Here is a 23,288-nt window from a genome sequence, read left to right as displayed (position 1 = left end):
CTAGTTTACCGGCACAAACTCAATCCGCCGGTTGCGGCGTTTGCCGTCTGCGGTGTCATTCGACACAACCGGGCGGCTTTCACCATAACCAACCGTCAATAGACGTTCGGGCGCGATCCCCTGATCGACCAGATAGGTGTTGACCGCCTGCGCACGACGTTCACTGAGAACGCGGTTAGCCTCATCCGAGCCATCGCTATCCGTGTGTCCGCCGATCTCGATCTTCAGGTCCGGGCAACGGTCGACAATGTCATGCAGATTGCTCAGCAGCGGGATCGAGTCATTGGTCAGCCGCGCACTGCCCGAGTTGAAGTAGATATTGCCGGTCCGCGACAGGATCTCCATCCGCCCCTCACAGGCCTCACGATCCAGATCACCTTTGGTTTCCAGCGCAGCAGCCCCCGGTGTCGCCGAGGCGACCTCAAGCTGAGGCGGCGTGCCGGGTTGGGCGCGGTCGAAAACGAAGCCAAAACTGACAAAGCCGAAGGGCAGGATATCTACACCGGCGGCCTCTTCGAGCTTGCCGCGTCCTTCCTCAAGGTTGAAGTCGGGCAGGGCAATCGCAATTGGCGTCGTATTCGCCACGGCCACCCGGTCATTGTCGACCAGAGTGATGGCCACCTGCGCCACGCTGTCTTTTGTCACCCCATGCAGCGACAGGCTATAGGGCAGGTCGATGATCTTGTGCCGGGCCTGGTGCAGATCAACCAGCTGCTCGGGCGGCAATTGGGCTGTGATCACAGCCTCGGGGAAGTTGAAGGTCTCGAAAAACAGGAACCGCATGCGCACATTGCGCAGGTCAATCTTGGTATCAACGCTGTCCATCTGAACCCGAATATCGGCGCCACCTTCAGGGCTGATAACGCCCGTCAGGGTTGCAAAACCGCTGTTTTCGGCAATCGCGTTCTTCTTGACCGACAGAAACTGCAGCTCCGAGGCTTCGGAGTCCAATTTCCAGCCATGCTCAAAAGGATCGGCGCTTTGACCCCACGCCGTGTTTGCAAATACCAGTGCCGTCATAGCAAAAGCATTTCGCACCAAGTTTAAACGCGGCATGTGTGAACCTCTTCCTAGTCTTGATACTTTAATTGGGATATTTCAGGCCACGGCCATAAGAAAGCCAAAAAACAATATCAGAATATTTCGGGGCTGAGTGGTGCCCAAGGGGTCACGGACCATGAGACCAGAAAAAGGCAAAGAACCAAAGGTGCAACGCGTACTTAGAACCCTTATTGCGATGATCGCTATGCTCTGGACCGGTTCGGCTTGGGCCGAGCCGCGAATCGCGCTGGTGGTTGGAAACTCCGACTATGGTTCGGTCTCGGCCCTAGACAATCCAATCAACGATGCGCGGCTGATGGCGGAGAAGCTGACCGCGCTCGGGTTCGAGGTGCGGCATCTGTCCGACAGCACCCAGATCGAGATGAAACGCGCGATTGCCCAGTTCGGGCGAGATCTGCGCAAGGGCGGCGAAACCGCCGTGGGCCTGTTTTATTATGCGGGTCACGGGGTTCAGTCTTTCGGATCGAACTACCTGTTGCCCGTGGATGTTTCGCTGTCCGATCCGGCCGATCTGGATCTGATGGCGGTTGAGGCCCGTTCGGTCCTGCATCAGATGGCCTCGGCCAACAACAAGACGAATATCGTCATTCTGGACGCTTGCCGGAACAACCCGTTCGAGGATCTGGCAGATATGGATGACAACGGTCTGGCCGAGATGAAAGCCCCGACCGGCACTTTTCTCGCCTATGCCACCGATCCCGGCGGCGTTGCGCTGGATGGCGAAACCGGCAACAGCCCATTCACGCTGAGCCTTGCGCAGCATATCGACACGCCCGGCATGGCGATCGAGCAATTGTTCAAGAAGGTGCGCGTTGATGTTCTCAGCGAAACGCGTGGGTTGCAAACGCCTTGGGATACCTCGTCCCTGACGCAGGATTTCGCCTTTGCGCGCGCGAACGAAACCCTGATCGCGAAACCGGAGCAAACCGAAGAAGAACAGTGGCAGGAGGCTGTGAACAGCCGCGACCCGGTGAAGATCATGCTGTTTCAGCGGGCCTATCCAGACAGTGTTCATGCATCGCAGGCCAATGATCTGCTGCAGACGATTTTGGCCGAGTCCTTTGGAACTCTGCCCACGCCAACGCCATCGCAAGAGGCCCCGGAAGCGACCGAGACGGACCGTCTGATGTATGAACTGGCGCAGGTCGACGATTCGATCCATTCTTATGAGGTTTACCTGCACAGCTTTCCCAGTGGCGCATTCGCCGATCAGGCGGTCGAGCGTCTGGCGGCCCTGCAGTTGGAAAGCGAGACCGTGACTCGCAAAGCCGAAGCCAATGTCGAGACACCCGAGGCGCAGAATTCGGGCAGCATCGACGCCGGCGCAGCGGTCACCATGAAATCCATCCTGACTTTTGGCAACACCCATGTCCGGGGCAAGTCGATCGAGGAACTGGTCGCGGGTTCACCTCAGTTCCCGCCGATTGATGGGTTGCCGGATGAATTGTGGAAAGATCAGAACTGTTCGAGTTGCCACCAGTGGACGCATGAGGCCCTGTGCGATCAGGCGCAGACCTATGTCAAACGCCCAGCGGCAGGCAATGTGGCAAAGCAGCACCCGTTTGGCGGTGGTTTGAAGGTCAACCTACGCCGGTGGGCGATGGGCGGCTGTCAGGGTTAAGTCTGCCCTAAAGTCTAGATCAGCGACCGGACTTGGATGCCCGGCCTTTCGAGAAGATTTTCCCATGCAAGTTGGGAAAGCTAGTCATCCAAATGGAAAACCCCTTGTGAGTGGTCGGAAATAGCCGAAGAATGCGGGTATGAAGCCCAAACCTGTCACATCCGATCCCGATGATGAGGCCGAAGACCTCGGGCCGCGCAGCATCTATGATGGTGACCCGGAGGATGAGGATGATCTGTGGTTTCTCCCGCCCGAGGATGACTCGCCACAGGATGATTTCCTGACCCCTGGCCCTCGGGCAGATCAGCGGCAATTGTTCGATCCCAGAGAGTGGCAGGCCGCGCAATCCGGGCTGTCATCCGAGCTTGCCGATCTGGCGGTAACCTTCGGCGCATTGGATGAACGGCTGCGGGCAGGACCAGACGGGTGGACCCATCGTCTGGCCTTGATGGATGTATCCGATCTGGGCTGGTGGACGGGTGACCGGATCAGTGTCGAACGCTTGGCGCTTTGGACAAGTCTGCGGATCGGCGCGACCGGCGATGACGTGCAGTCCCTGTATCGGGCAGGTTGGGCGGTGCGCCGCCTGTCATCGGGCGCGGCCCCTTCCCATGACGGATGGGAGGCTGGTTTGACCGCCTTTCTGGACCGGATGGCGCAAGGGATCGAAGAGGTGCCGGAGGCCATTGCAGACCTGTCGGACGTGATGCGCAGCGTCGAGGCGCTGCACCCCGTCACTCAGGCCGCGATCGCCTTTCATGCATGGCGGGCCGTGTCGCAAGGACCCGGTCAGGATACGGAAGCAGCTGTTGTTGCCGCCCGGCATGCGGCCTCGATGGGGCGGGGCGGGGCGCTTTTCATGCCGTTGGCCCTGTCCGGGCCGGGCGCGCTGCGTGGAGTCGGATCGCCTGAGGAAAAACTGTCCGCCTGGATTCGCGGGGCCGGACAGGCGGCGCTCGCAGCCTTGTTGCATCTGGACCGGATCAACGCGTGGGAGGCGCGGGCGAAGGAGGCAACAGCCGATCTCAGCGGTCGAACGCCGCCTTTGCTGATTGAAGCGCTGCGCGCCTGGCCAATGGTATCCGCCCCACTTGCCGAAGAACTGACCCAAGCCTCGCGCGCTGCAGTACAACGCAACATCGACCGCTTTACCCGCCGCGGTTTGGTCCGCGAAGTCACCGGTCAGGGACGATACCGCGTTTGGACGGCAGCGCTGTAGTCCAGCAGCCAGTCGCGAAACAGGCAAGCCGGCCGGCGCAAATCTGTACGAGAGGGATAGATCAGGTGATAAGCCTCTTGCCCGTTGACCTGCAGGTCGGGCAGGCAAGGCACCAGTCCTGAGCCCTCCATAATACGGTCAGATGCGGGCGCGCGGGCCAATGCGATTCCAAGTCCGCTGGCGGACAGCTCAGCCGCCATGATCGAGTTGTCGGCAAAGAAGAACCGGGCCTGTCCGGTCGGCAGACGCAGCGCTTCGAACCAGTAGAGCCAGCTGGCACGGTGGGTCGAAACTTCGATCAGGGTGAAACGCAGCAGGTCCTGCGGTGTGTGGATCTGGGCTGCAACCTCAGGCGGGGCGACGGGAAACAGAACCTCGCGCAGCAGTTCATCTCCTTCGGTGCCAAATAGCGCAGGGTTGCCAAACACGATCTGTAGATCGGTGAACTGGTTGGTGAAATCCGAATTCGCATTGCCGGTGGTCAGCGAAAGATTGATCTGAGGATGCGCGGCCTGAAACGCGGGAAGGCCTTTGGCCAAGACGCCATGGGCAAACAACAAAACCGACTGAACGTATAACCTCTGTTCCCGCGTCTCCCCGAACAACCCGGTGGTGGCCGTTTCCAGCATCAGAAGGGATTGCTGAACTGAGGGCAGATAGGCTCGCCCCGCTTCTGTTAGCGTGACGGCATGGGCATGGCGGTGAAACAGAGGTGTGCCCAGCCGGGTCTCAAGCGCCTTGACCTGTTGGCTGACGGCCGCTGGTGACATGTTCAACTGCGATGCGGCCCGGGAAAAGCTCTCTGTACGGGCGGCTGCTTCGAACACGCGTAGCCAGTTGAGGGATGGGATGCGGGGCAACATGTAGCGCAGGCTAAGCTAGACTTATTCTGACAGGCAAGAGGTTTGGTTTTGACCTGTCTCTCCTCGCGGATACCCTTTGCGCATAGAGCGAATAGGTGACCCCATGGCGACGACGTTAACGCAGCAACAATCCAACCAGTATTGGGAGGATGGCTATCTCTTTCCCCTCTCCGTCTTTTCCGAAGCTGAGGCTGCTGGTTTCCGGACCGAGTTGGAACAGATTGAGAGCGACTGGCTGGATGCGGATCTGCCCTTGCCTTTGAACACCTATAAGCGGGTCAATGCGCATCTGGTCATGCCACTTGCGGCGCGCATCGCTCAGGATCCCCGCGTTCTCGATGTGGTCGAGGGCGTTCTGGGCCCTGATATCATGATCTGGTCGGCCGAGTTTTTCATCAAAGAGGCCAACACCGTGCAAACTGTTGGTATGCATCAGGATCTCACCTATTGGGGCATGGGGGAAACGCCGGATCAGGTCACGGCCTGGATTGCTCTGTCCCCCGCGACAGAGCGCAGCGGGTGCATGGATTTCGTGCGCGCCAGCCACAAGAACCCGATCTTGCCGCATACCGATACATATTCGGAAACGAACCTGCTTTCCCGCGGGCAAGAGGTGGCTGTCGAGGTTGCGGAGACCGACAAGACCCATATCGAGCTCGCGCCAGGTCAGATGTCGCTGCATCACGGGCTGACGATCCACGGTTCGGGGCCGAACCAGTCCGAGGACCGGCGGATCGGGTTGGCTATCCGCTATCTCAGTCCCGGAGCACAACAGCTGGTGGCGGACCGGGACTATGCGCTGCTGGCGAGAGGCTCGGACAAACACAGCAATTTCGTGCCGGTTCAAGCACCTACAGAATTGTTCTCATCCGATGCATTAGCAACGTATGAGCAAGTGCGGCGGGATCAGAGCAAAGCACTGGCCGAAGGGGCAGACGCGTCGGTTCCGCTCTATGCAGATTGAGGCGGGCGGTTAACGCCCGACCCCCACATAGGTTTCAAAACCCGCTTTTTCGACACTGTCCTGAGAGTAGACGTTGCGCAGATCCACCATGCGCGGCGTCTTCATCGCTCCACCAAGTTCGCTTAGGTTCAGGGCGCGAAACTCGTTCCATTCGGTCAGAAGAACAACGACGTCGGCATCTTTGGCCGCCGCGTATGGGTCATCAAACCAATCAACGCCTGGCAGCAGCGCCTCGCCCTCAGCACGGCCTTGCGGGTCGACCACGCGTACTTTGGCCCCACCACCGATAAGGGCTGGAATGATGGTCAGGGACGGAGCATCGCGCATATCGTCGGTGTTGGGTTTAAACGTCACCCCCAGCACGGTCACGGTCCTGCCGTTGAAACTGTCATCGCAGGCGTCGCGGATCTTTTCAATCATTCGCTTTTTCACACCGTCATTGACGCGGATCACGGTCTCGGTGATCTGCATCGGATGCGCGTGTTCCTGCCCGATCCGAGCCAGAGCGGCGGTATCTTTGGGAAAGCAAGAACCGCCATAGCCAGGTCCGGCATGTAGGAATTTATTTCCGATCCGGCCGTCCAACCCGATCCCGCGGGACACCTCCTTGACGTCGGCGCCCACTTTTTCACAGAGGCCGGCGATCTCGTTGATGAAGGTGATCTTGGTCGCGAGGAACGCGTTGGCGGCGTATTTGATCATTTCGGCGCTTTCCAGATCGGTGGTCAGGATCGGAAAGTCTCGCAGATAAAGCGGGCGGTAGATCTCGGCCATCACCTCGGCAGCGCGGTCGTTTTCCACGCCGACCACAACCCGGTCAGGACGCATGAAGTCGTCGATCGCGGCTCCTTCACGCAGGAATTCCGGGTTCGAGGCCACATCGAACTGCGCATTCGGATTTGCGGTGGTGACGACCTGCTGCACCTTGCGGTTGGTGCCGACGGGCACGGTAGATTTTGTCACGATCACCGCATAGTCGGTCAGCGCATTGGCGATCTCTTCGGCTGCAGCCATGACATAGGTCAGATCTGCGTGCCCGTCCCCGCGTCGCGTCGGTGTGCCGACGGCGATGAAAACCGCATCCGCTCCGTCTACCGAGTCTTGCAGGTTGGTCGTAAAACTAAGCCGCCCGGCGGCCACATTCTTGGCCATGAGGGTGTCCAGCCCCGGCTCATAAATCGGAACCTCACCGGCTTGCAGCAACTGGATTTTATGCTCGGACTTGTCGACGCAGATCACATCATGGCCGAAGTCCGAAAAACACACTCCTGACACCAAACCCACATAGCCGGTGCCTATCATCGCTATACGCAAGCTCGAATTCCTCTTTTTGTCTCGGCCGAAATGCGCCTGCACAATCAAAGAAATCGTGGTCAGGTGCAATGCCAGATTGTCGCCTTGGGTTGCATTCCATACGCTCTTACTGTTTTTGAGACTTCGAACAGAAGCATTTGTGGAAACGAGGCACAGTTATGACCAAAACGGCATTGATCACCGGCATTACCGGTCAGGACGGATCGTATCTGGCCGAGTTCCTTCTGGAAAAAGGCTATGAGGTGCATGGGATCAAGCGGCGTGCCTCCTCGTTCAACACGCAGCGGATCGACCATATCTATCAGGACCCGCACGAGCCGAACCCCAAGCTGCATCTGCACTATGGTGATCTGAGCGACACGTCCAATCTGACGCGTATTATCCAGCAGGTTCAGCCTGATGAGGTCTATAACCTTGGGGCCCAATCGCATGTGGCGGTTAGCTTCGAGTCCCCTGAATACACGGCTGATGTGGATGCGATTGGGACGCTGCGCCTGCTCGAGGCGATCCGGTTTCTGGGGCTGGAGGAGAAGTGCCGCTTCTATCAGGCCTCCACGTCCGAGCTTTATGGGCTGGTGCAGGAAACGCCTCAGCGTGAGACGACGCCGTTCCACCCGCGCTCGCCCTATGCTGTGGCCAAGCTTTATTCCTACTGGATTACCGTGAACTATCGTGAAGCCTACGGGATGTATGCTTGCAACGGCATCCTGTTCAACCACGAAAGCCCGCGTCGAGGAGAGACATTTGTGACCCGTAAGATCACGCGCGGTCTGGCGAATATCGCTCAGGGCCTCGAAGATTGCCTTTACATGGGCAATATCGACAGCCTGCGGGACTGGGGCCATGCAAAGGATTATGTCCGCATGCAGTGGCTGATGCTGCAGCAGGACGCGCCCGAGGACTTCGTGATTGCGACTGGGGTGCAATACTCCGTGCGCCAGTTCATCGAATGGTCCGCCGCCGAACTGGGCGTGACGCTGGAATTCACCGGCGAAGGCGTAGATGAGATTGCAACCGTCAAGGCGGTCGAAGGCGACAGTGCTCCGGCGCTGAAGCCCGGGGATGTGGTGATGCGGATCAACCCCCGCTACTTCCGTCCGGCTGAGGTGGAGACCCTGCTGGGTGATCCGTCCAAAGCCAAGCAGAAACTGGACTGGGTGCCCGAGTTGACGGTACAGGACATGTGCGCTGAGATGGTGCGCGAGGATCTCAAAACAGCGCAGCGCCATGCATTGCTCAAGCAACACGGCTATGAGATGCCCGTGAGCTTGGAAAACGGCTGAGGAACCAATCATGCGTAAAATCTACGTAGCAGGGCATAGCGGTATGGTTGGCGGCGGTATTCTGCGCAAATTGCAGGACCGGCAGGCGGCTGGAGAGGCCCTGAACCTGATTACCCGCACGCATTCCGAACTGGACTTGACCGATCAAGCTGCGGTGCGCGCCTTCATGCAGGCCGAGAAGCCCGATATTGTTGTACTGGCTGCGGCCAAGGTCGGTGGCATCAATGCCAACAATACCTACCCTGCGGATTTCATTTACAAAAACCTGATGATCGAGTGCAACGTGATCCATCAGGCGTTTGAGGCTGGTGTCAAATACCTGTTACAACTTGGCAGCTCGTGCATCTACCCACGCGCGGCGGAACAACCGATGCGCGAAGACGCCCTGCTGACAGGTATTTTGGAACCTACCAACGAACCCTACGCGGTGGCCAAGATCGCCGGGATCAAGCTGTGCGAAAGTTATAACCGGCAGCACGGTGTTGACTATCGCTCGGTCATGCCGACCAACCTCTATGGGCCGGGCGACAATTTCCATCCCGAAAACAGCCATGTGCTGCCCGCTCTGATCCGCCGTTTCCACGAAGCGCAGAGGGACGGTGTAGATGAGGTTGTGATCTGGGGTACCGGCAAACCCCGCCGTGAATTCCTGCACGTGGATGACATGGCCGAGGCGTCTCTATTCGTGCTGGACCTTCCGCGCGACGTCTACGAGGCCAACACGCAGCCGATGCTCAGCCATATCAACATCGGGTGCGGGTCTGACATCTCGATTGCCGAGCTTGCGGCGCTGGTGGCGAAGGTCACGGGCTTCAAGGGGCGGATCACGCAGGATACCTCAAAACCCGACGGGACCCTGCGCAAGTTGATGGATGTGTCACGTCTGGCGGATATGGGATGGACGGCCTCGATTGGGCTTGAGGACGGTATTCGCGAAACCTACGCTTGGTTCCTTGAACAGTCTCAGGGCGATCTTCGCGCGAAATAGAGGCCCGAACCCCAAGGTCCGGGCCATTTTCCTCAGCACCAACGCCCAATCGCGGTCAGAGACGGCACGTGGACTGTTGCATTTGATGTGGTGGAAAGAACTTTGCAAACGACTTGGCTGGTCGAAGGTTCGTCTACCCCGACGAACCGGCCCGCGCTACCACCGCTGCCGCTGACAGACGGGGTTGCCGCAAATGCGACCGGGAAGGTCCACGTCTCCGTGTTGCTAGCAAACAGCGCGCCTTCAGCAGTGGTACAACCTGTGGCGGTCAAGGTTGCGGTACAAATCTGAGTGCCATCAGCGAAACGGACATAGTCGCCTGTTTCAGTGCTGCCGCGTTCGATCACTGCACCCGTCGGCGCACCTGCGTTTTCCGACACCGACCCCAGCAGATTGCCAGGCCCGTACCCATAGTCGGCCCGCATCAAGCGCCCAGCCGTGGTATCCGTCGGGCTGTTTTGAACGGCGGCGCCGCTGGCGATACCCGTGGCGGGATCAAGCCGCAGGGCGTCTGTCCAACTGCCGCCGTCCGGTGACACCTTGATCGAAAACCCGGTGCTGCCGGAAAGGCCCATCTCGGCGTGACCCGTCCAGTTGGATTGAAACAGCAGCGACGCGGTTTCGCCAGAGGCGGACTTGTTGATCTTCAGCTGATGGCCTCCGCCCTCATGGCTCAGCAAAGTTGCAGGGCCACGAACGGATAGGCGGTTGGTGCTGTCATAGCCAGTGGCAACGCCTATACCGGGCAAGTTCGTGGTCTCGACCGGAGGGGTGATCCACGCGCTACCGTCCCACAGTTTCACCTGCCCATCTGCCTGGTCCCAAGCGCGCCAGCCTGTCTGTGGGGCTAGGAAGTGCCAGGCGGCATCAATCCAGGCGGCCAATTCCCCTGCGTGACCGTCCCAATCTCCGGTCGGGTTGGCGCTCAGCCCATGAATCTCACCTTGTTCCGGGGCGACGGGTGGACTTGTGCTGCTGGTCGACACAACGCTCAGCTGCACCACGAGGTCCAACTGGCGCAGGGCGTCGTTATGGGTAACATGTTTCTGCGCCTGAGACGGCTGCAAAAACGGCAGGTTCAATCGGGGAGAGGTCTGAGACACGGGCGTCCTCCTTAGGCTGTCGGTCCGACATTTCGTTGCGCGCTACCCTGCCGCAAGACGCATGAAATCTATCTGACCGCAGCGAACGCCCGGAGGTGTTTCTGTTTACCTTTTCACCTGAATCTCGTGCAAGAAACTGAATTCAAACAGTTTAACTGCGTGAATATATGTCCTCATAGCGGATGATGTCATCCTCACCCAGATACGTGCCTGTCTGGACCTCGATCAGCACCATGGGCACCTTGCCGGGGTTTTCCATCCGATGGACCGCACCCAAAGGAATGTAGACAGACTGATTTTCAGAAACCAGACGCTCTTCCTCGTCGATTGTGACCTTGGCAGTGCCTTCCACCACGATCCAGTGCTCCGACCGGTGGTGATGCGACTGCAGGCTAAGCGCCGCGCCGGGGTGGACGTGGATGCGCTTGACCTGAAACCGGTCGCCGATCACGAGGCTTTCGAACCAGCCCCAAGGGCGATGGTCCACGGGCAGGGATTCGGCTTGTTTCGCACCTTTGGCCTTCAGCGCGGTCACGGCCTTTTTGACATCCTGCGCCTTGTCCATGCTTGCGACCAGAACTGCGTCGGGCATGGCGACGGCGATCACGTCTTGCAGACCCAGCGCAACAACTTCCTGCGCCGGAGATTCCGAGCGGACCAGCACGTTTTGACAGTCAATCGCCGTGACCTCACCCGAGGTAGCGACGCCATCTGCGTCGGGATGGGTCAACTCTTGCACCGCGGACCAACTGCCAACATCCGACCACCCGGCCGCATAGGGCACGACGCTCAGGTTGTCCGCTTTCTCCATCACGGCATAGTCGATCGAGATATCTTCGACCTGAGACCATGCCTCGGCATCCAGTCTGAGGAAACCAAGGTCACTTTTGGCGTTTTCGACAGCGTTTTTGACAGGGCTCATCAGGGCAGGAGCGTGCTGTTCGAATGCTGCGATGATGTCGCGAACGGCAAACAGAAAGATGCCCGAGTTCCACAGATAGCTGCCATCGGCCAGCATGGATTGGGCAGTTTCGAGATCGGGCTTTTCAACGAACCGATCCAGAGGGACCGCGCGGGTTTCGGGCGTTTGGCTCAGTTTCAGGTAGCCATAGCCGGTTTCCGGCCGATCCGGAGTGATGCCGAAGGTCAGCAGATCACCACGCTCGGCAATCGCGCGTAAACCTTCGATGACTGCGTCGTGAAAGGCGCTGGAATCGGGGACGACGTGGTCAGAGGGGGCCACCAACATAACCGCATCCGGGTCGATTTCATTCAGGAACAAGGCTGCGGCCAGAACGGCGGGCGCGGTGTTGCGTCCTTCGGGTTCGATCAGAACCGGGCCAGGGTCTATGCCGATCTCGGTCAATTGCTCTGGCACAACGAAGCGAAACGCCTCATTCGTGAGGATGACAGGTTTGGCGTAAGGCGCAGCTTCAGGCCCACGCATTCTGAGGGCGCAATCCTGCAATAGGCTGTTTTCGCCCAGTAAGGGTACAAACTGCTTGGGATAGCTTTTCCGGGAGAGCGGCCACAAACGGGTTCCAGACCCCCCGCATAGAATTACTGGATATACGGTTGTCATGATCGCGCAGCGTCTTTCATTTGTGTGTCTTATCGCCCGTTTACTGGGCGGCTTTCTCAGCCGAGACAAGGTCGTGCAGATACGCGCTCAGGTCATCGCGCAGATCATCGCGGGCCAAGGCAAATGCGACGGTTGCTTGCAGGAACCCAGCTTTAGATCCGCAATCAAAGCGTTGACCGTCAAATTTGTACCCAAAGACAGGAACACCGTTGCGGATATCTTCGGCGATGGCGTCGGTCAGCTGTATCTCTCCGCCGCTGCCCTTCTTCTTTTGGTTCAAATTATACAGAACTGACGGCCCAAGCACATAGCGTCCGATTACGGCGAGGTTTGAGGGCGCATCCTCGGGCTTGGGTTTTTCGACCATGCCGCGCGTACGCACGACCGTGCCCACATTGTCGCCCACATCCAACACCCCGTAGGAGCTGGTCTGTTCGGGCGGAACCTCCATCGCGGCAACCATATTGCCGCCGGTTTCTTCATACGCTTCGATCATCTGCTGCAAACAGGGCTTGTCGGCGGCGATAACGTCATCGGGCAGCATGACGGCGAAAGGCTCATCCCCGATCAGGCGGCGCGCGCACCAGACAGCGTGGCCAAGCCCAAGCGCCTTGTGCTGGCGGATATAGGCGATGGCGCCGCTTTCCATGTTTGTCGCATTGAGCGTATCCAGCAGCTTGTCCTTGCCTTTGGCTTTAAGCTCTTGTTCCAGAACAAGGTTATGGTCGAAATAATCCTCAAGCGCGGATTTTCCGCGCGACGTGACAAATATGAACTCGGTGATCCCAGCAGCGCGGGCCTCGTCGATGGCGTACTGGACCAGAGGGCGGTCAACCAGCGTCATGATCTCTTTCGGGACGGATTTCGTCGCGGGCAAAAAGCGTGTTCCAAGTCCTGCTACGGGGAAAATCGCCTTGGTGACCTTGCGTGTCATAGTGCCTCTCAATCTAGTTGCCCCTCGTGGTCGAAACCAATCGGGTTATTCCTCTTAGGCTTTGGGGCCAGATCATTCAATATTACCCGAAGGGCCTGAGCTTAAATCGGTCAGATCGTGCCATGGCGGGAACCGCAAGTCAAAAGACAGTTATGTTGCCAGTTTCTGGTTGCTTGGGCTGGCATCTCAAGCCGCGAGGTCGCTTCGTTGAAGCGCTCCAGTATCGCGTTCTTGGCGATGTATCCATAACGGGTTGATTCTAAACAGCCGCGCCAAGCCTGTGCGATACGTCCGGACAATGGAAAGACCGTGCATCAAGCCAATTTGGGCAAGCCTGTCAATTGACCTTAAAAAAGCAACGATAGTGATGAACAATAAACATTGTTGACTTAGACTGAGGATGGTTACTGCCCAAGTTCAGAGACAAGCGCATTGTTAGGGAAACACGTCTCGGCCCGACCTTGCGTTTTCTGCCAGCGCCCGATTGAGCGCCGCGTTTTGAAACCTGGCAGCCCATCTGCACCGCCGACATCATGGCCAAGGTGTTCCAACCCTCTTTGCATCGCTGCAATTTCTGATCGGTATAGTGTGTCAACCCGACCCCAGCGCGCCGTGAAGTCTCCGACACCGAATGCAATCCGATCCCCGACATGACCCACGAACAGGGCGTATAGATCGCTCTTGTTGTATTCTTTCAGGACATAGAAATTCTCGGTCACCAAAAACGCCGGTCCGGTTCGACCTGCGGGCATCATTAGGAACCCTTGGGCAGGCAGTTCATGCGCTGGAAATGGACGGCCCGAAGCGCGCGTGATCCCCATCGAGGTCCATTCCTCGATCTTGCGACCCTGATCAGGACCCTCCAATGCACAGCTGACTGTATCAGGCACAAAAACCTCAAATCCCCAATCACGGCCCGAAATCCAGCCATGCTTCGACAAGTAGTTGGCGATCGAGGCGATCGTGTCCTCTTCGGATTGCCAGATATCTGCGCTGGAATCGCCATCTCCGTCCACGGCGTAGGTCAGAAAACTCGAGGGCATGAACTGCGGCTGCCCCAGCGCTCCGGCCCAGCTGCTTTTCATCTCACGACCGTTCAAATGCCCTGCTTCTGCGATTTGCAAGGCGGCCAGCAACTCGGCTGTGAAATATTGCGAGCGGGAGCTCATGAATCCCTTTGTCGCGAGGACCTTAAACGCGTTGTGAGGGATCGCCACTTGACCATAGCCGCTTTCACGTCCCCAGATGCCGAGGATGATGCGGGCTGGAACGCCGGTTTCGGCCTCGACACGGGCAAGCACCGCGGCGTGCCGTTTGGCCATTTTGCGCCCCTGAGCAGTCGCGCCCTGCAAAGAGCCTGCTTTGAAATAGCGCGCCGGTGCTCCGAATTCGGCCTGGGATTGTGGCTTTGATGACTGCGGCGGGCTGCCCGGCGGCACCAGATCGGGAAGGTCCCATTTCAATGTCACGCCGGACAGAGCCTGTGTCATGGTCTGGCGCGAAACGCCTTTGGCACGGGCTTGCGGCCACACCGTTTCCTGCAACCAGTTTTGAAACTGGCGCTCAACCTTGGCGCGATCTTGCGCGTTGGCCGCCAGGGGTTGGACGGCAAGGCAAAAAATCAAAATGAGAATACGCATCTTAGCCAAGCTGTGTCCCGACGATGCCTGCAAGTCAACCGAAACCAGAGCACCATTGGCGCCAGCTTGAAGGCTGCGATCAAAAGCCTTGAGAAATCTCTTGCCTTTGTCGATAGTTGCACTGAAACGGATGCGAAAGAGGACAGTCGCCTATGACCAAGGTCAGAACGGCCCTCATATCGGCGGCGATGCTGATGGCCCTTGTGGTGGTGGTGTCATCGGCCCGGACCGCAGGCGCCAGTGACAGCTTCATGGACCCTCAGGGGCCGATCGCGGCGGTGCAGAAGGCACATCTTTTGCGGGCAACTTGGTTGATTTTGATCGCTGTTGTGCCTGTTCTTGTTCTGGTTCCGCTTATTGCGCTGCGATATCGTCGTCGGAAGGGCGGTACAGCTGCCTATAGGCCAGATTGGGACTTCTCGCCCCGGCTCGAGATGGTGATGTGGGGCGTTCCTGTGGTGATCGTCACGATTTTGTCGATCTACTTATGGAAAGCAACCCATCGCCTGGACCCTTACGCGGCACCCTTTGGGGATGAACCTGCCGTTCAGGTTCAGGTCGTTGGTCTCGATTGGAAGTGGTTGTTTATCTATCCCGATCTGGGGATCGCGACCGTGGGTGAGATGGGAATTCCCGTCAAACAGCAAATCGCTCTGACTCTGACGACGGACACGGTAATGCAGTCTTTTATGATCCCTGCCTTGGCCGGGCAGATTTACGCGATGCCGGGCATGACCACTCAGCTGCATTTAGTCGCAGATCAACCCGAACAGATGCAGGGCGAGAATACGCAATACAATGGGCGCGGTTTCACGAAACAGAAGTTCGAAACGCTTGCCCTGTCGGCAGAGGATTTTGACACATGGGTCGAAACTGTGCGCCGGAACGGCATCGTGTTGGATGACGCGACGTATAGGACCGTCGCCATGCGCTCGGACCGGGATGAGGTGCAGCAGGCCCTCGGAACCTCAGATATGCCTGAAAACGCCTTGTATTTCCGCTTGGATGACGGCGATTTGTTTCAGTCGATCTTGCATCGCTATCACTCTGGCCAAGCCCTGCCGCACGATCAGCAACCGGGCACGACATCATATGGGCAGGGGGTCGGCCAATGACATCAGACACCGGTTTCTTCGGCCGCCTCAGTTGGGACGCGTTTCCCATTGCCGGACTGATCCAGAACCCCAACGCAAATGAGATCGTCGCCAATGCCGCCGCCGCCGTTGTGCTTGTCGGAGCGGCAGCGGTTGTCTTTCTGCTGTCCTGGTTTCGGCTGTGGGGGCCGCTGTGGCGCGACTGGCTGACCAGCGCCGACCACAAGAAAATCGGCATCATGTATATCGTCTTTGCCATCGTCATGCTGGCCCGAGGTGTGTTGGAAGGCGTTGTCATGCGTGCCCAACAAGCGGCCGGACCGGGCGACGGTTTTCTTGAGGCCGAGCATTTTGCCGAACTCTTCAGCACGCACGGCACGATCATGATTTTCTTTGTTGCTGTGCCCTTTGTCTTTGGCATCGCGAACTACGTCATTCCACTGATGATCGGCGCGCGGGACGTCGCCTTTCCAGTGATGAACCAGATCAGCCTAGGGCTGACGGTTTCGGCGGGCATGATGCTGATGGTTTCTCTGGTGGTCGGAGAGTTCTCGACCGGGGGATGGACCGCTTATCCGCCCTATACCGGGGCTGCGTTCAACCCTGGTGTGGGGCCCGATTACTGGATCTGGGCAATAGTCGTTTCGGGAATCGGAACGACACTGACCGGGATCAACTTTGCCGTCACGATCTACAAGCTGCGCGCACCGGGTATGACGTTCATGCGGCTGCCGATGTATTGCTGGACGATCATCTGCAGCTCAATCCTCATCGTCTTTGCGATGCCGCCGCTCGGGGTCGCGGCCTTATTGCTAGCCGCTGATCGCTATCTGGATTTTCATTTCTTCACCAACGACCTCGGCGGCAACATGATGAACTACGCCAACCTGTTCTGGCTGTTCGGCCACCCCGAGGTCTACCTGCTCGTACTGCCCGCCTATGGCATCTATTCCGAGGTCTTTGCGACCTTCTCGGCCAAGCGCATCTATGGCTATACCTCGCTGGTGATTGCCACCATGTCCATCGCGGTCCTGTCCTTCACCGTCTGGCTGCACCACTTCTTCACCATGGGCCAAAGTGCGCTGATCAACGCCGTGTTCGGCATCGCGACCATGCTGATTGCCATTCCCACCGGAGTGAAAGTTTATGACTGGATGGCAACTCTCTGGCGGGGCCGTATCCGGTTTTCGGTCCCAATGCTCTATGGGCTGGCTTTCCTAATGCTGTTCGTGATTGGCGGCCTTAGCGGAGTGATCCTGGCCAACCCAACCGTTGACTATCAGGTCCACAACACCCTGTTTTTGGTAGCGCATTTCCACAATGTACTGTTGCCAGGCGTGCTGTTTGGCTTGCTCGCGGCCTATAACTACTGGTTCCCCAAGGCGTTTGGGTTTCGCCTAAATGAAGGGTGGGGCAGGGTGACGGTTGCGCTCTGGACTATTGGGTTCATGCTGACCTTCCTGCCGCTCTACTTTGTCGGCCTAATGGGCATGCCACGCCGGTCGTTCAGTTGGGAGGACCCGAGCTTTCACCCTTATATGATCGTCGCTGTGGTCGGAGCGTTGGTCATCACAGCCGCGCTGCTATCGGTTCTGGTCCAGCTTTGGGTCAGCATCCGCGACCGCGAAAAAACTCGCGTTCCTGTGGGCGACCCGTGGGATGGCCGCTCGTTGGAGTGGTCGATCCCAGCACCGCCACCGCCCTATAACTTTTTCATCATCCCGCAAGTGACCGCGCGGGATGACTTCGCCACCGCCAAAGAGCGCGGCTCGGCCTATCCCACCCCTGACGCCTATGAGGATATCGATATGCCGCGCAATACCGGGATCGGGTTCATCCTCTGCGTGACCAGCGGTATCTGGATGTTTGCGCTGGTCTGGTGGATCTGGTGGCTGGCAGCGCTGATGACGGTTGCGATGATTCTTGCCTTCATCATCTGGACCTTCGATACCAGCACCGAAATCACCATCCCCGCCGAGGAGGTCCGCAAAGACCACGAAGCCTGGCTCGCACTGGTTCACAGCGAAACCGCCGTGGATCGCGACCACGAGACGGCGACTGAAAACCGTGGCCTTGCCCGACCCGATATGGAGGCGGTGACATGAAACGCGCCCCGACCCATAGCTACCCCGGCATCAACCTCGGTGAACGCCATGCCAGCGCTCACAAAGCGTCCGAAGTCGTCACCTTCGGTTTCTGGGTCTTCCTGATGAGCGACCTGGTCTATTTCGGCCTGATGTTCGCGATCTACATCACGATGATCGACGCGCAGGCGGGTGGTCCCGGCCCGCACGAGCTGTTCGACCTCAAAAGCATCTTCGCGCAGACCATGATCCTGTTGACCAGCAGCCTGACCGTCGGGTTGGCCATGCTGGCTCTGAAATACAACCTGCCACGGTCAAAGATCATTCTGTGGTTCGGAGTAACGCTGTTCCTGGGCCTCAGCTTCCTTGTGCTGGAGATCCGAGACTTCATGGCAATGGTCGAGAAGGGTGGTATCCCGCAGCGCAGCGGCTTCCTTTCTGCCTTCTACGGGCTGGTGCCGTTGCATGGGCTGCACGTAGCGGCAGGCTGTGTTTGGTTGATTGTTTTAGGCATTCAACTGCGCGTCATGGGCATGACCGATCTGGTCATCTCACGCGTCGTGCGGCTTGCATTGTTCTGGCACTTTCTCGACCTGATCTGGATCGGCATCATCACAATCGTCTATTTCGGAGGTCTGACCTATGGATAAACGCTCCGAGATGCACCGGCGCGAGCGGCGGCGCTATGTCATCGGCTACGGAGGCTCGCTGCTTTTAACACTTGCGATGTTTGGCGTTGCGCAGGTATTTGGTATTGAAACGACCGGAGTGTATCTGACCATCGGTCTGTTGGGTTTGGCGCAGCTGATCTTTCAACTGGTCTATTTCCTGCACATAGATCGTCGGCGCAGCAGCCGCGAGGATCTGGATCTGATCCTATTCTCGACCCTCGTTTTGTTGATCATCATTCTCGGAACGGTCTGGATCTTGGGCAACCTTGCGGTTCGAATGCACATGCACGCAATGTAGCCGGTACGTCAGCGTGTTATGACGAGACCCAACCACAACGCGCCCCAACACATTACAAGGCTTACGACGATATTGCCTGCGGCCAGAGCCAGAGTTTGCTTGCGTCGCAGCTCTAGCGATTGATAGGCGAAGCTGGAAAAAGTGGTAAACCCGCCGCAAAAGCCGAATACCAATCGCTTTTCCTCCTCGCCCATGTCGACGGGGCCTCCCAGATAGCCCAGCCACAGCCCAAGCAACAGGCTGCCAAGCACGTTCACTATCAAGGTTGAGAGAGGGAGGTCATGCGTGATCCGCAACGCCACCCAATGACGAAGAACAGCACCCAAACCACCGCCTAGGCCAAACAGAGCATGCAGGTACAGATCCGTCATACGGACCCCCGACCTGCATGAAAACGCCGCCCGAGGGATTCACCAGCGATTGCGGCACCCAGGCCAACGGCAATTTCCAACCCGGCCGCAGTCGCTGCCGCCCCAAGCGTGTTTGCGGCCAACCGTTCAAGCTCGGCCACGAATGAAGAGAACGTGGACAGGCCACCACAAAATCCGACGGCTCCGAGGTGCAAAACATGCGCGTGAACCCGATGGCGAATGGAATACAGCCAGCCAAGGACGAAACAGGCGAAAACGTTGATCCCGAACGTTGCAGTCAGGACCGAAGCGCCCGGGATTTCTACTGAAAAAAACTCCCGCACTAGAGAACCCAGTGCGCCGCCGACAAAAACGGCAAGAAACATCAGGACGCGGCCTTGGGTACCTGATTGAGAGTTCTGCGTGTTCACTCTGCCTGCCCTTAATGCCAGCCTGTCAGGCGTCGCGCCTTAAAACATCAGATCGATCAAACCCGTAACGCGATTTCACAAACGCGTCCCCTTTGATTGCAAACTGTCTGGGGGCTTGCAATCAAAAGCCAAGCTGTTTCACTTTGATTCAGCATTTTCGGTTTTGATCTGAATGGATTTTACGCCGCCCTCCAACACAACCCACCCAAGGAGATCAGGAATGGTTGTACGCAGGCTTTACTACTTTCTCAGCTTCGTCTGTTTGCCTCTGGTTTTGCTTTTGGGCTTTGTCTGGCACCCGGTGCATTGGCTCCTGATCATTCTGATCCCCTATGCGGTGATCGGCATGTACGACATTCTGACCACCAAGCATAACGTGCTGAACAACTATCCTGTGCTGGGCCATTTCCGGTACATGTTGGAGTTCGTCAGTCCCGAGATCCGTCAGTATTTCGTGGAAACCAACGAAAGCGGTCGTCCCTACAACCGGATCGTACGCAGCCTGATTTACTCCCGCGCCAAAGGTCAGGTCGATACTCAGGCCTTTGGTACGCAATACGACATCACGACCGTAGGCTATCACCGCGCCAATCATTCGCTGGCGCCCAAACACGTGGATGAAAGCGAAGAACGTATCATGTTGGGCGGGCCGCAATGTGAAAAACCGTACAGCGCGTCGCGCCTGAACGTCTCGGCGATGAGTTTCGGGGCGCTTAGCGCCAACGCCATTCGGGCTTTGAATGGTGGGGCAAAAGATGGCGGTTTCGCCCATAACACGGGTGAGGGCGGATTGTCTCCGCATCATTTGGCCGAAGGCGGTGACATTATCTGGCAGATTGGCACCGGCTATTTCGGTTGTCGGACCCCCGACGGCGGGTTCGACAAGGATAAATTTGCAGAAAAGGCCACTAAGGACGTGGTCAAAGCGATCGAAATCAAGCTGTCTCAGGGGGCTAAACCCTCGCATGGCGGGGTACTGCCCGCGGCCAAGGTCGACAAAGAGATTGCTGAGATCCGAGGCGTGCCAGAGCATCAGGACGTCATTTCTCCGCCGGTTCATTCGGCCTTTGACGGCCCGACCGAGCTGCTCGAATTCGTCCAACACCTGCGTGAGATGTCAGGCGGAAAACCGGTCGGCTTCAAGCTGTGCATCGGCAACCCGTCCGAATTCATGGCAATCTGCAAGGCAATGTTGGAGACAGGGATCCTGCCCGATTTCATCACCATTGATGGTTCCGAAGGGGGCACGGGGGCGGCTCCGGTCGAGTTCACGAACCGTCTTGGAATGCCGCTGAACGAGGCGTTGATTTTCGTGAACAACTGTCTGAAAGGCGTGGGTCTGCGTGACAAAATTCGCATCATCTGTTCGGGCAAAGTGGCCACAGGCTACGATCTGGTCGAAAAATTCGCACTGGGGGCTGATATGTGCAACGCCGCGCGTGCCATGATGTTTGCGGTTGGTTGTATTCAGGCGCTGCATTGCAACACCAACCGCTGCCCATCCGGTGTGGCGACCCAGGACCCGATCCGGGGGCGGGCGGTAAACGTGCCGCAAAAACGCAAGCGGGTACATCGCTATCACGATGCCACGTTGGAGAGCTTTCGCGAATTGTTGGGCGCGATGGGAAAATCAACCGTGGCCGAGCTTCACCCCCGTGACATCCTGCGCCGGACCGCCGACGAGCGGGAGCATTCCTACGCGCAAATGCACACAATCCTTGAAGAAGGCGCATTGCTGTCGGACGCTATTCCAGCCGAATTTGCCGACGATTGGAACCGCGCGTCTGCCCAGCATTTCTAGGGTCTATTGCAAAGACGGTCGGGGATTGTTGGCCGCGTGCGAGTGGATTTTACGCACGCTCCACTCAACGGCATCGCGCATGGTTTTGCCAAGCGCGATGTCGAAGGCCTCTACTAGATCAGGGGTCTGATCGCTGGCCGAGACGACATATTCGCGGAATGAGCTTGAGGCGATGATTTTGTCTTCGAACTCGTCGATGATCTTGATGTTCATCCGCACCTCGACCCTTACCGACGTGGAATCCTCAGTTTCCGATACGACAAGACCCTGAAATTCACGCAAGTCCGGTTGAATGACATAGTCCGCGCGCAGACCGACTGTGGATCGACCCACCGCAGCAACCTTGCCCGAGTTCTCAAAGCTCTCGACCATCAGCGCCTGCACGATCAGCGGCGCGCGATCGACCCAGCGCGCTTGCGGCAGGTATTGCACCTGAAGCGCAGTGGGCTGAATGGCGATCTGGTCGGTGTTGACGGCGGCCGTCGCCGTCGGCTCTTGCACGACGATCTGCTTTTGGACCCGGGGCAGCGAAGAAGAAAACGTGCTTTTGGGTGTCAGCAGATACAGGTTGTTGGGTTTTGAGGCCTGTCGCAGCGTACCAAGCCCGGCGCAGGCCCCCAGCAACGTCAAAGACAGGGTCAGAAACAGGGTCCTAATCATTGACGGAACTCCGATGCTTGGGTGCCCAGCAGGAACCGTGCCGGGTCGCGTTCTATTCTGTCAGCCAAGCGGTCGAGGGAAATGACCAGCCGCTGCGCCTCTTCGACAAAACGGACGAATTGAGGCAGGCCAACGCGTAGGAAGTTCGACACCTGCCGGCTGTTGTCTTGTACGATCTTGTCGACCGTTCCCAGCAGCTCCTTCGCTGAGTTCGAGGCGCTGAGGACGTCGTCCGAGATCTCGTCGATTTTATTGGTGATGTTTGAGACGGTCTCGGTCACCTGATTGGCCGCTTTGCGGATGTCTTCAGCCACGGGAGCCACGTCTTCGTCTATCACCCGGTTGGCCGTATCAAAGGCACGCTCGGCCGAGGCCAATACGCCTTTGGTCGAGTCCATCGCGGTGGTGATTGACGCCAGCGTGGTGTTGGCATTCGCCACAGTTTCGGTGATCACACCTAGCGAGACACTGGCCTCATTTGACAGCCGCGTCAGGTTCTCGGCCAGTTCCGAGCCGCGCTGAATAAAGGGCTTGATGTCTTCGGCCATGACGCTGTTTGCCGTTGTCAAGGTTGTTTTGGCTTCATCCAACGCGCCTGTCGCCGAGTCCGCCGCCGTTTTGACTGATTGCAGCGTCTCGTTTCCGGTCTGAAGCGTGGTTTCAGCCGCAGCGATCAGCGGGTCGAGACGTTTGGTGAACTCACCGATATCCTTGGCCGCATCGCCGATATTGCCGGAAACGGTTTCAAAATCCGACATGGTCTTGTCCAAACGCCCGGTGGCGGAGGCTAGGTTTTCGAGAATATCCGAGACGGCCTTGCGGTTCTTTTCATCGACGACCGAGTTCAGCTCTTGCAACAGTGTGATGGCTTCATCCAAAACCTTCGGCGCGCCTTCGAACAGAGACTGAATTGTACTGCGTTTGCTTTTAATCACGCTGTTTTGCGGCAGACGGGCGGCGGTGGTCGATCCTCCTGTCAGTTCGACATAGCCAACGCCGGTTACACCAAGCGATTGCAATTGGGCGATCGTGTCTTCGGTGACGGGGATATCTGCATCGACCTCAATCCTCACCCGCACTTTCGAGGGGTCGTCATCATCCAGATTTAATGAGATCACCTGACCGACAGGAAGGCCGTTGAAACTCACCCCGCCAGCGGCCGACAGGCCAGAAACGTTGTCGAACAACACGTCATAGTAGGCGTATTGGCGGGTCACCTCGAACTTGGCGAGCCATAGGAAAAAGCCAAAAGCCCCCAATAGTGCTGCAAGGGTAAATGCTCCGATTAGAATATAGTTCGCTCGGGTTTCCATCGCCTTACCTGCC

The 23,288-nt window shown here is 57.9% G+C and carries 21 protein-coding genes; 10 read left to right on the top strand and 11 right to left on the bottom strand.

Features of this window, described 5'->3' with window-relative positions; all coding sequences use genetic code 11:
- Positions 1 to 1,056 (bottom strand): OmpA family protein, encoded by a 1,056-nt coding sequence (locus ACR0C3_RS15025; RefSeq protein ID WP_170549489.1) that lies wholly within the window; start codon positions 1,054 to 1,056, stop codon positions 1 to 3.
- A gap of 121 nt (positions 1,057 to 1,177) precedes the next feature.
- Between ACR0C3_RS15025 and ACR0C3_RS15020 the strand changes: the two genes are divergently transcribed.
- The gene (locus ACR0C3_RS15020) at positions 1,178 to 2,683 is read left to right on the top strand and encodes a caspase family protein (protein WP_480759200.1); all 1,506 of its coding nucleotides are present in this window, start codon (positions 1,178 to 1,180) and stop codon (positions 2,681 to 2,683) included.
- 139 nt (positions 2,684 to 2,822) lie between these two features.
- Positions 2,823 to 3,902 (top strand): helix-turn-helix domain-containing protein, encoded by a 1,080-nt coding sequence (locus ACR0C3_RS15015; RefSeq protein WP_480759199.1) that lies wholly within the window; start codon positions 2,823 to 2,825, stop codon positions 3,900 to 3,902.
- Here the strand turns inward: ACR0C3_RS15015 and ACR0C3_RS15010 are convergent.
- Positions 3,866 to 4,765, bottom strand: a complete 900-nt coding sequence (locus ACR0C3_RS15010; RefSeq protein ID WP_480759197.1) for a LysR family transcriptional regulator — start codon at positions 4,763 to 4,765, stop codon at positions 3,866 to 3,868. The two genes, ACR0C3_RS15015 and ACR0C3_RS15010, sit on opposite strands and share 37 nt — an antisense overlap.
- A 103-nt stretch (positions 4,766 to 4,868) precedes the next feature.
- Here ACR0C3_RS15010 and ACR0C3_RS15005 point away from each other — a divergent pair, with 103 nt between their 5' ends.
- Positions 4,869 to 5,729: a phytanoyl-CoA dioxygenase family protein gene (locus tag ACR0C3_RS15005; protein WP_480759196.1), complete on the top strand. Its 861-nt coding sequence runs from the start codon at positions 4,869 to 4,871 to the stop codon at positions 5,727 to 5,729.
- 9 nt (positions 5,730 to 5,738) lie between these two features.
- Here the strand turns inward: ACR0C3_RS15005 and ACR0C3_RS15000 are convergent, their stop codons facing one another.
- Positions 5,739 to 7,043, bottom strand: a complete 1,305-nt coding sequence (locus ACR0C3_RS15000; RefSeq protein WP_480759194.1) for a UDP-glucose dehydrogenase family protein — start codon at positions 7,041 to 7,043, stop codon at positions 5,739 to 5,741.
- A gap of 158 nt (positions 7,044 to 7,201) precedes the next feature.
- Between ACR0C3_RS15000 and gmd the strand changes: the two genes are divergently transcribed.
- Together gmd and fcl are read left to right on the top strand one after the other, a co-directional pair.
- Entirely contained in the window at positions 7,202 to 8,326 is a 1,125-nt protein-coding gene (gene gmd / locus ACR0C3_RS14995) for a GDP-mannose 4,6-dehydratase (protein ID WP_170720189.1), read from the top strand.
- Between the two features lie 10 nt (positions 8,327 to 8,336).
- Positions 8,337 to 9,314 carry a GDP-L-fucose synthase gene (fcl, locus tag ACR0C3_RS14990; RefSeq protein ID WP_480759193.1) on the top strand — a complete coding sequence of 326 codons (978 nt, stop codon included), beginning with the start codon at positions 8,337 to 8,339 and terminating at the stop codon, positions 9,312 to 9,314.
- Positions 9,315 to 9,346: 32 nt separating this feature from the next.
- Here fcl and ACR0C3_RS14985 read toward each other — a convergent pair whose 3' ends face one another.
- The 4 genes from ACR0C3_RS14985 to ACR0C3_RS14970 all read right to left on the bottom strand — a co-directional run bounded on the left by ACR0C3_RS14985 (position 9,347) and on the right by ACR0C3_RS14970 (position 14,573).
- Positions 9,347 to 10,417, bottom strand: coding sequence for a DUF2793 domain-containing protein (locus ACR0C3_RS14985; protein ID WP_480759192.1), 1,071 nt, complete (start codon positions 10,415 to 10,417; stop codon positions 9,347 to 9,349).
- Between the two features lie 151 nt (positions 10,418 to 10,568).
- On the bottom strand, positions 10,569 to 11,999 hold the full coding sequence (locus ACR0C3_RS14980) for a mannose-1-phosphate guanylyltransferase/mannose-6-phosphate isomerase (protein ID WP_480759190.1): 1,431 nt from the start codon (positions 11,997 to 11,999) through the stop codon (positions 10,569 to 10,571).
- A gap of 40 nt (positions 12,000 to 12,039) precedes the next feature.
- Positions 12,040 to 12,933, bottom strand: coding sequence for a UTP--glucose-1-phosphate uridylyltransferase GalU (gene galU, locus ACR0C3_RS14975; RefSeq protein WP_170643338.1), 894 nt, complete (start codon positions 12,931 to 12,933; stop codon positions 12,040 to 12,042).
- A gap of 404 nt (positions 12,934 to 13,337) precedes the next feature.
- Entirely contained in the window at positions 13,338 to 14,573 is a 1,236-nt protein-coding gene (locus ACR0C3_RS14970; protein ID WP_480759189.1) for a lytic murein transglycosylase, read from the bottom strand.
- A gap of 152 nt (positions 14,574 to 14,725) precedes the next feature.
- Here ACR0C3_RS14970 and ACR0C3_RS14965 point away from each other — a divergent pair, with 152 nt between their 5' ends.
- Genes ACR0C3_RS14965 through ACR0C3_RS14950 form a run of 4 tightly spaced genes read left to right on the top strand, consistent with a single transcriptional unit; the run spans position 14,726 to position 18,720 of the window.
- On the top strand, positions 14,726 to 15,688 hold the full coding sequence (locus tag ACR0C3_RS14965) for a cytochrome ubiquinol oxidase subunit II family protein (protein WP_480759187.1): 963 nt from the start codon (positions 14,726 to 14,728) through the stop codon (positions 15,686 to 15,688).
- On the top strand, positions 15,685 to 17,772 hold the full coding sequence (locus ACR0C3_RS14960; protein WP_480759185.1) for a cbb3-type cytochrome c oxidase subunit I: 2,088 nt from the start codon (positions 15,685 to 15,687) through the stop codon (positions 17,770 to 17,772). Before ACR0C3_RS14965 ends, ACR0C3_RS14960 begins: the two co-directional genes overlap by 4 nt.
- Entirely contained in the window at positions 17,769 to 18,401 is a 633-nt protein-coding gene (locus ACR0C3_RS14955) for a cytochrome c oxidase subunit 3 (RefSeq protein ID WP_170659089.1), read from the top strand. The genes ACR0C3_RS14960 and ACR0C3_RS14955 overlap by 4 nt, the downstream gene beginning before the upstream one ends.
- Positions 18,394 to 18,720 (top strand): cytochrome o ubiquinol oxidase subunit IV, encoded by a 327-nt coding sequence (locus tag ACR0C3_RS14950; protein ID WP_419741360.1) that lies wholly within the window; start codon positions 18,394 to 18,396, stop codon positions 18,718 to 18,720. The genes ACR0C3_RS14955 and ACR0C3_RS14950 overlap by 8 nt, the downstream gene beginning before the upstream one ends.
- An 8-nt stretch (positions 18,721 to 18,728) precedes the next feature.
- Here ACR0C3_RS14950 and crcB read toward each other — a convergent pair whose 3' ends face one another.
- Together crcB and ACR0C3_RS14940 are read right to left on the bottom strand one after the other, a co-directional pair.
- Entirely contained in the window at positions 18,729 to 19,091 is a 363-nt protein-coding gene (crcB, locus tag ACR0C3_RS14945; protein ID WP_170467499.1) for a fluoride efflux transporter CrcB, read from the bottom strand.
- The gene (locus ACR0C3_RS14940; RefSeq protein ID WP_480759184.1) at positions 19,088 to 19,456 is read right to left on the bottom strand and encodes a fluoride efflux transporter FluC; all 369 of its coding nucleotides are present in this window, start codon (positions 19,454 to 19,456) and stop codon (positions 19,088 to 19,090) included. Before ACR0C3_RS14940 ends, crcB begins: the two co-directional genes overlap by 4 nt.
- Positions 19,457 to 19,721: 265 nt before the next feature.
- Here ACR0C3_RS14940 and ACR0C3_RS14935 point away from each other — a divergent pair, with 265 nt between their 5' ends.
- Positions 19,722 to 21,302 carry an FMN-binding glutamate synthase family protein gene (locus ACR0C3_RS14935; RefSeq protein ID WP_480759183.1) on the top strand — a complete coding sequence of 527 codons (1,581 nt, stop codon included), beginning with the start codon at positions 19,722 to 19,724 and terminating at the stop codon, positions 21,300 to 21,302.
- A 3-nt stretch (positions 21,303 to 21,305) separates the two neighbouring features.
- Here the strand turns inward: ACR0C3_RS14935 and ACR0C3_RS14930 are convergent, their stop codons facing one another.
- The gene (locus ACR0C3_RS14930) at positions 21,306 to 21,962 is read right to left on the bottom strand and encodes an ABC-type transport auxiliary lipoprotein family protein (RefSeq protein ID WP_170378328.1); all 657 of its coding nucleotides are present in this window, start codon (positions 21,960 to 21,962) and stop codon (positions 21,306 to 21,308) included.
- Positions 21,959 to 23,275 (bottom strand): MlaD family protein, encoded by a 1,317-nt coding sequence (locus ACR0C3_RS14925; protein WP_170378326.1) that lies wholly within the window; start codon positions 23,273 to 23,275, stop codon positions 21,959 to 21,961. The genes ACR0C3_RS14930 and ACR0C3_RS14925 overlap by 4 nt, the downstream gene beginning before the upstream one ends.
- Between the last annotated feature and the right edge of the window lie 13 nt (positions 23,276 to 23,288).

It is taken from the genome of Ruegeria sp. CK3 (assembly GCF_056536565.1).
The sequence above is the reverse complement of the archived record's forward strand: the minus strand, read 5'-3'. Positions and strand labels throughout refer to the sequence as shown.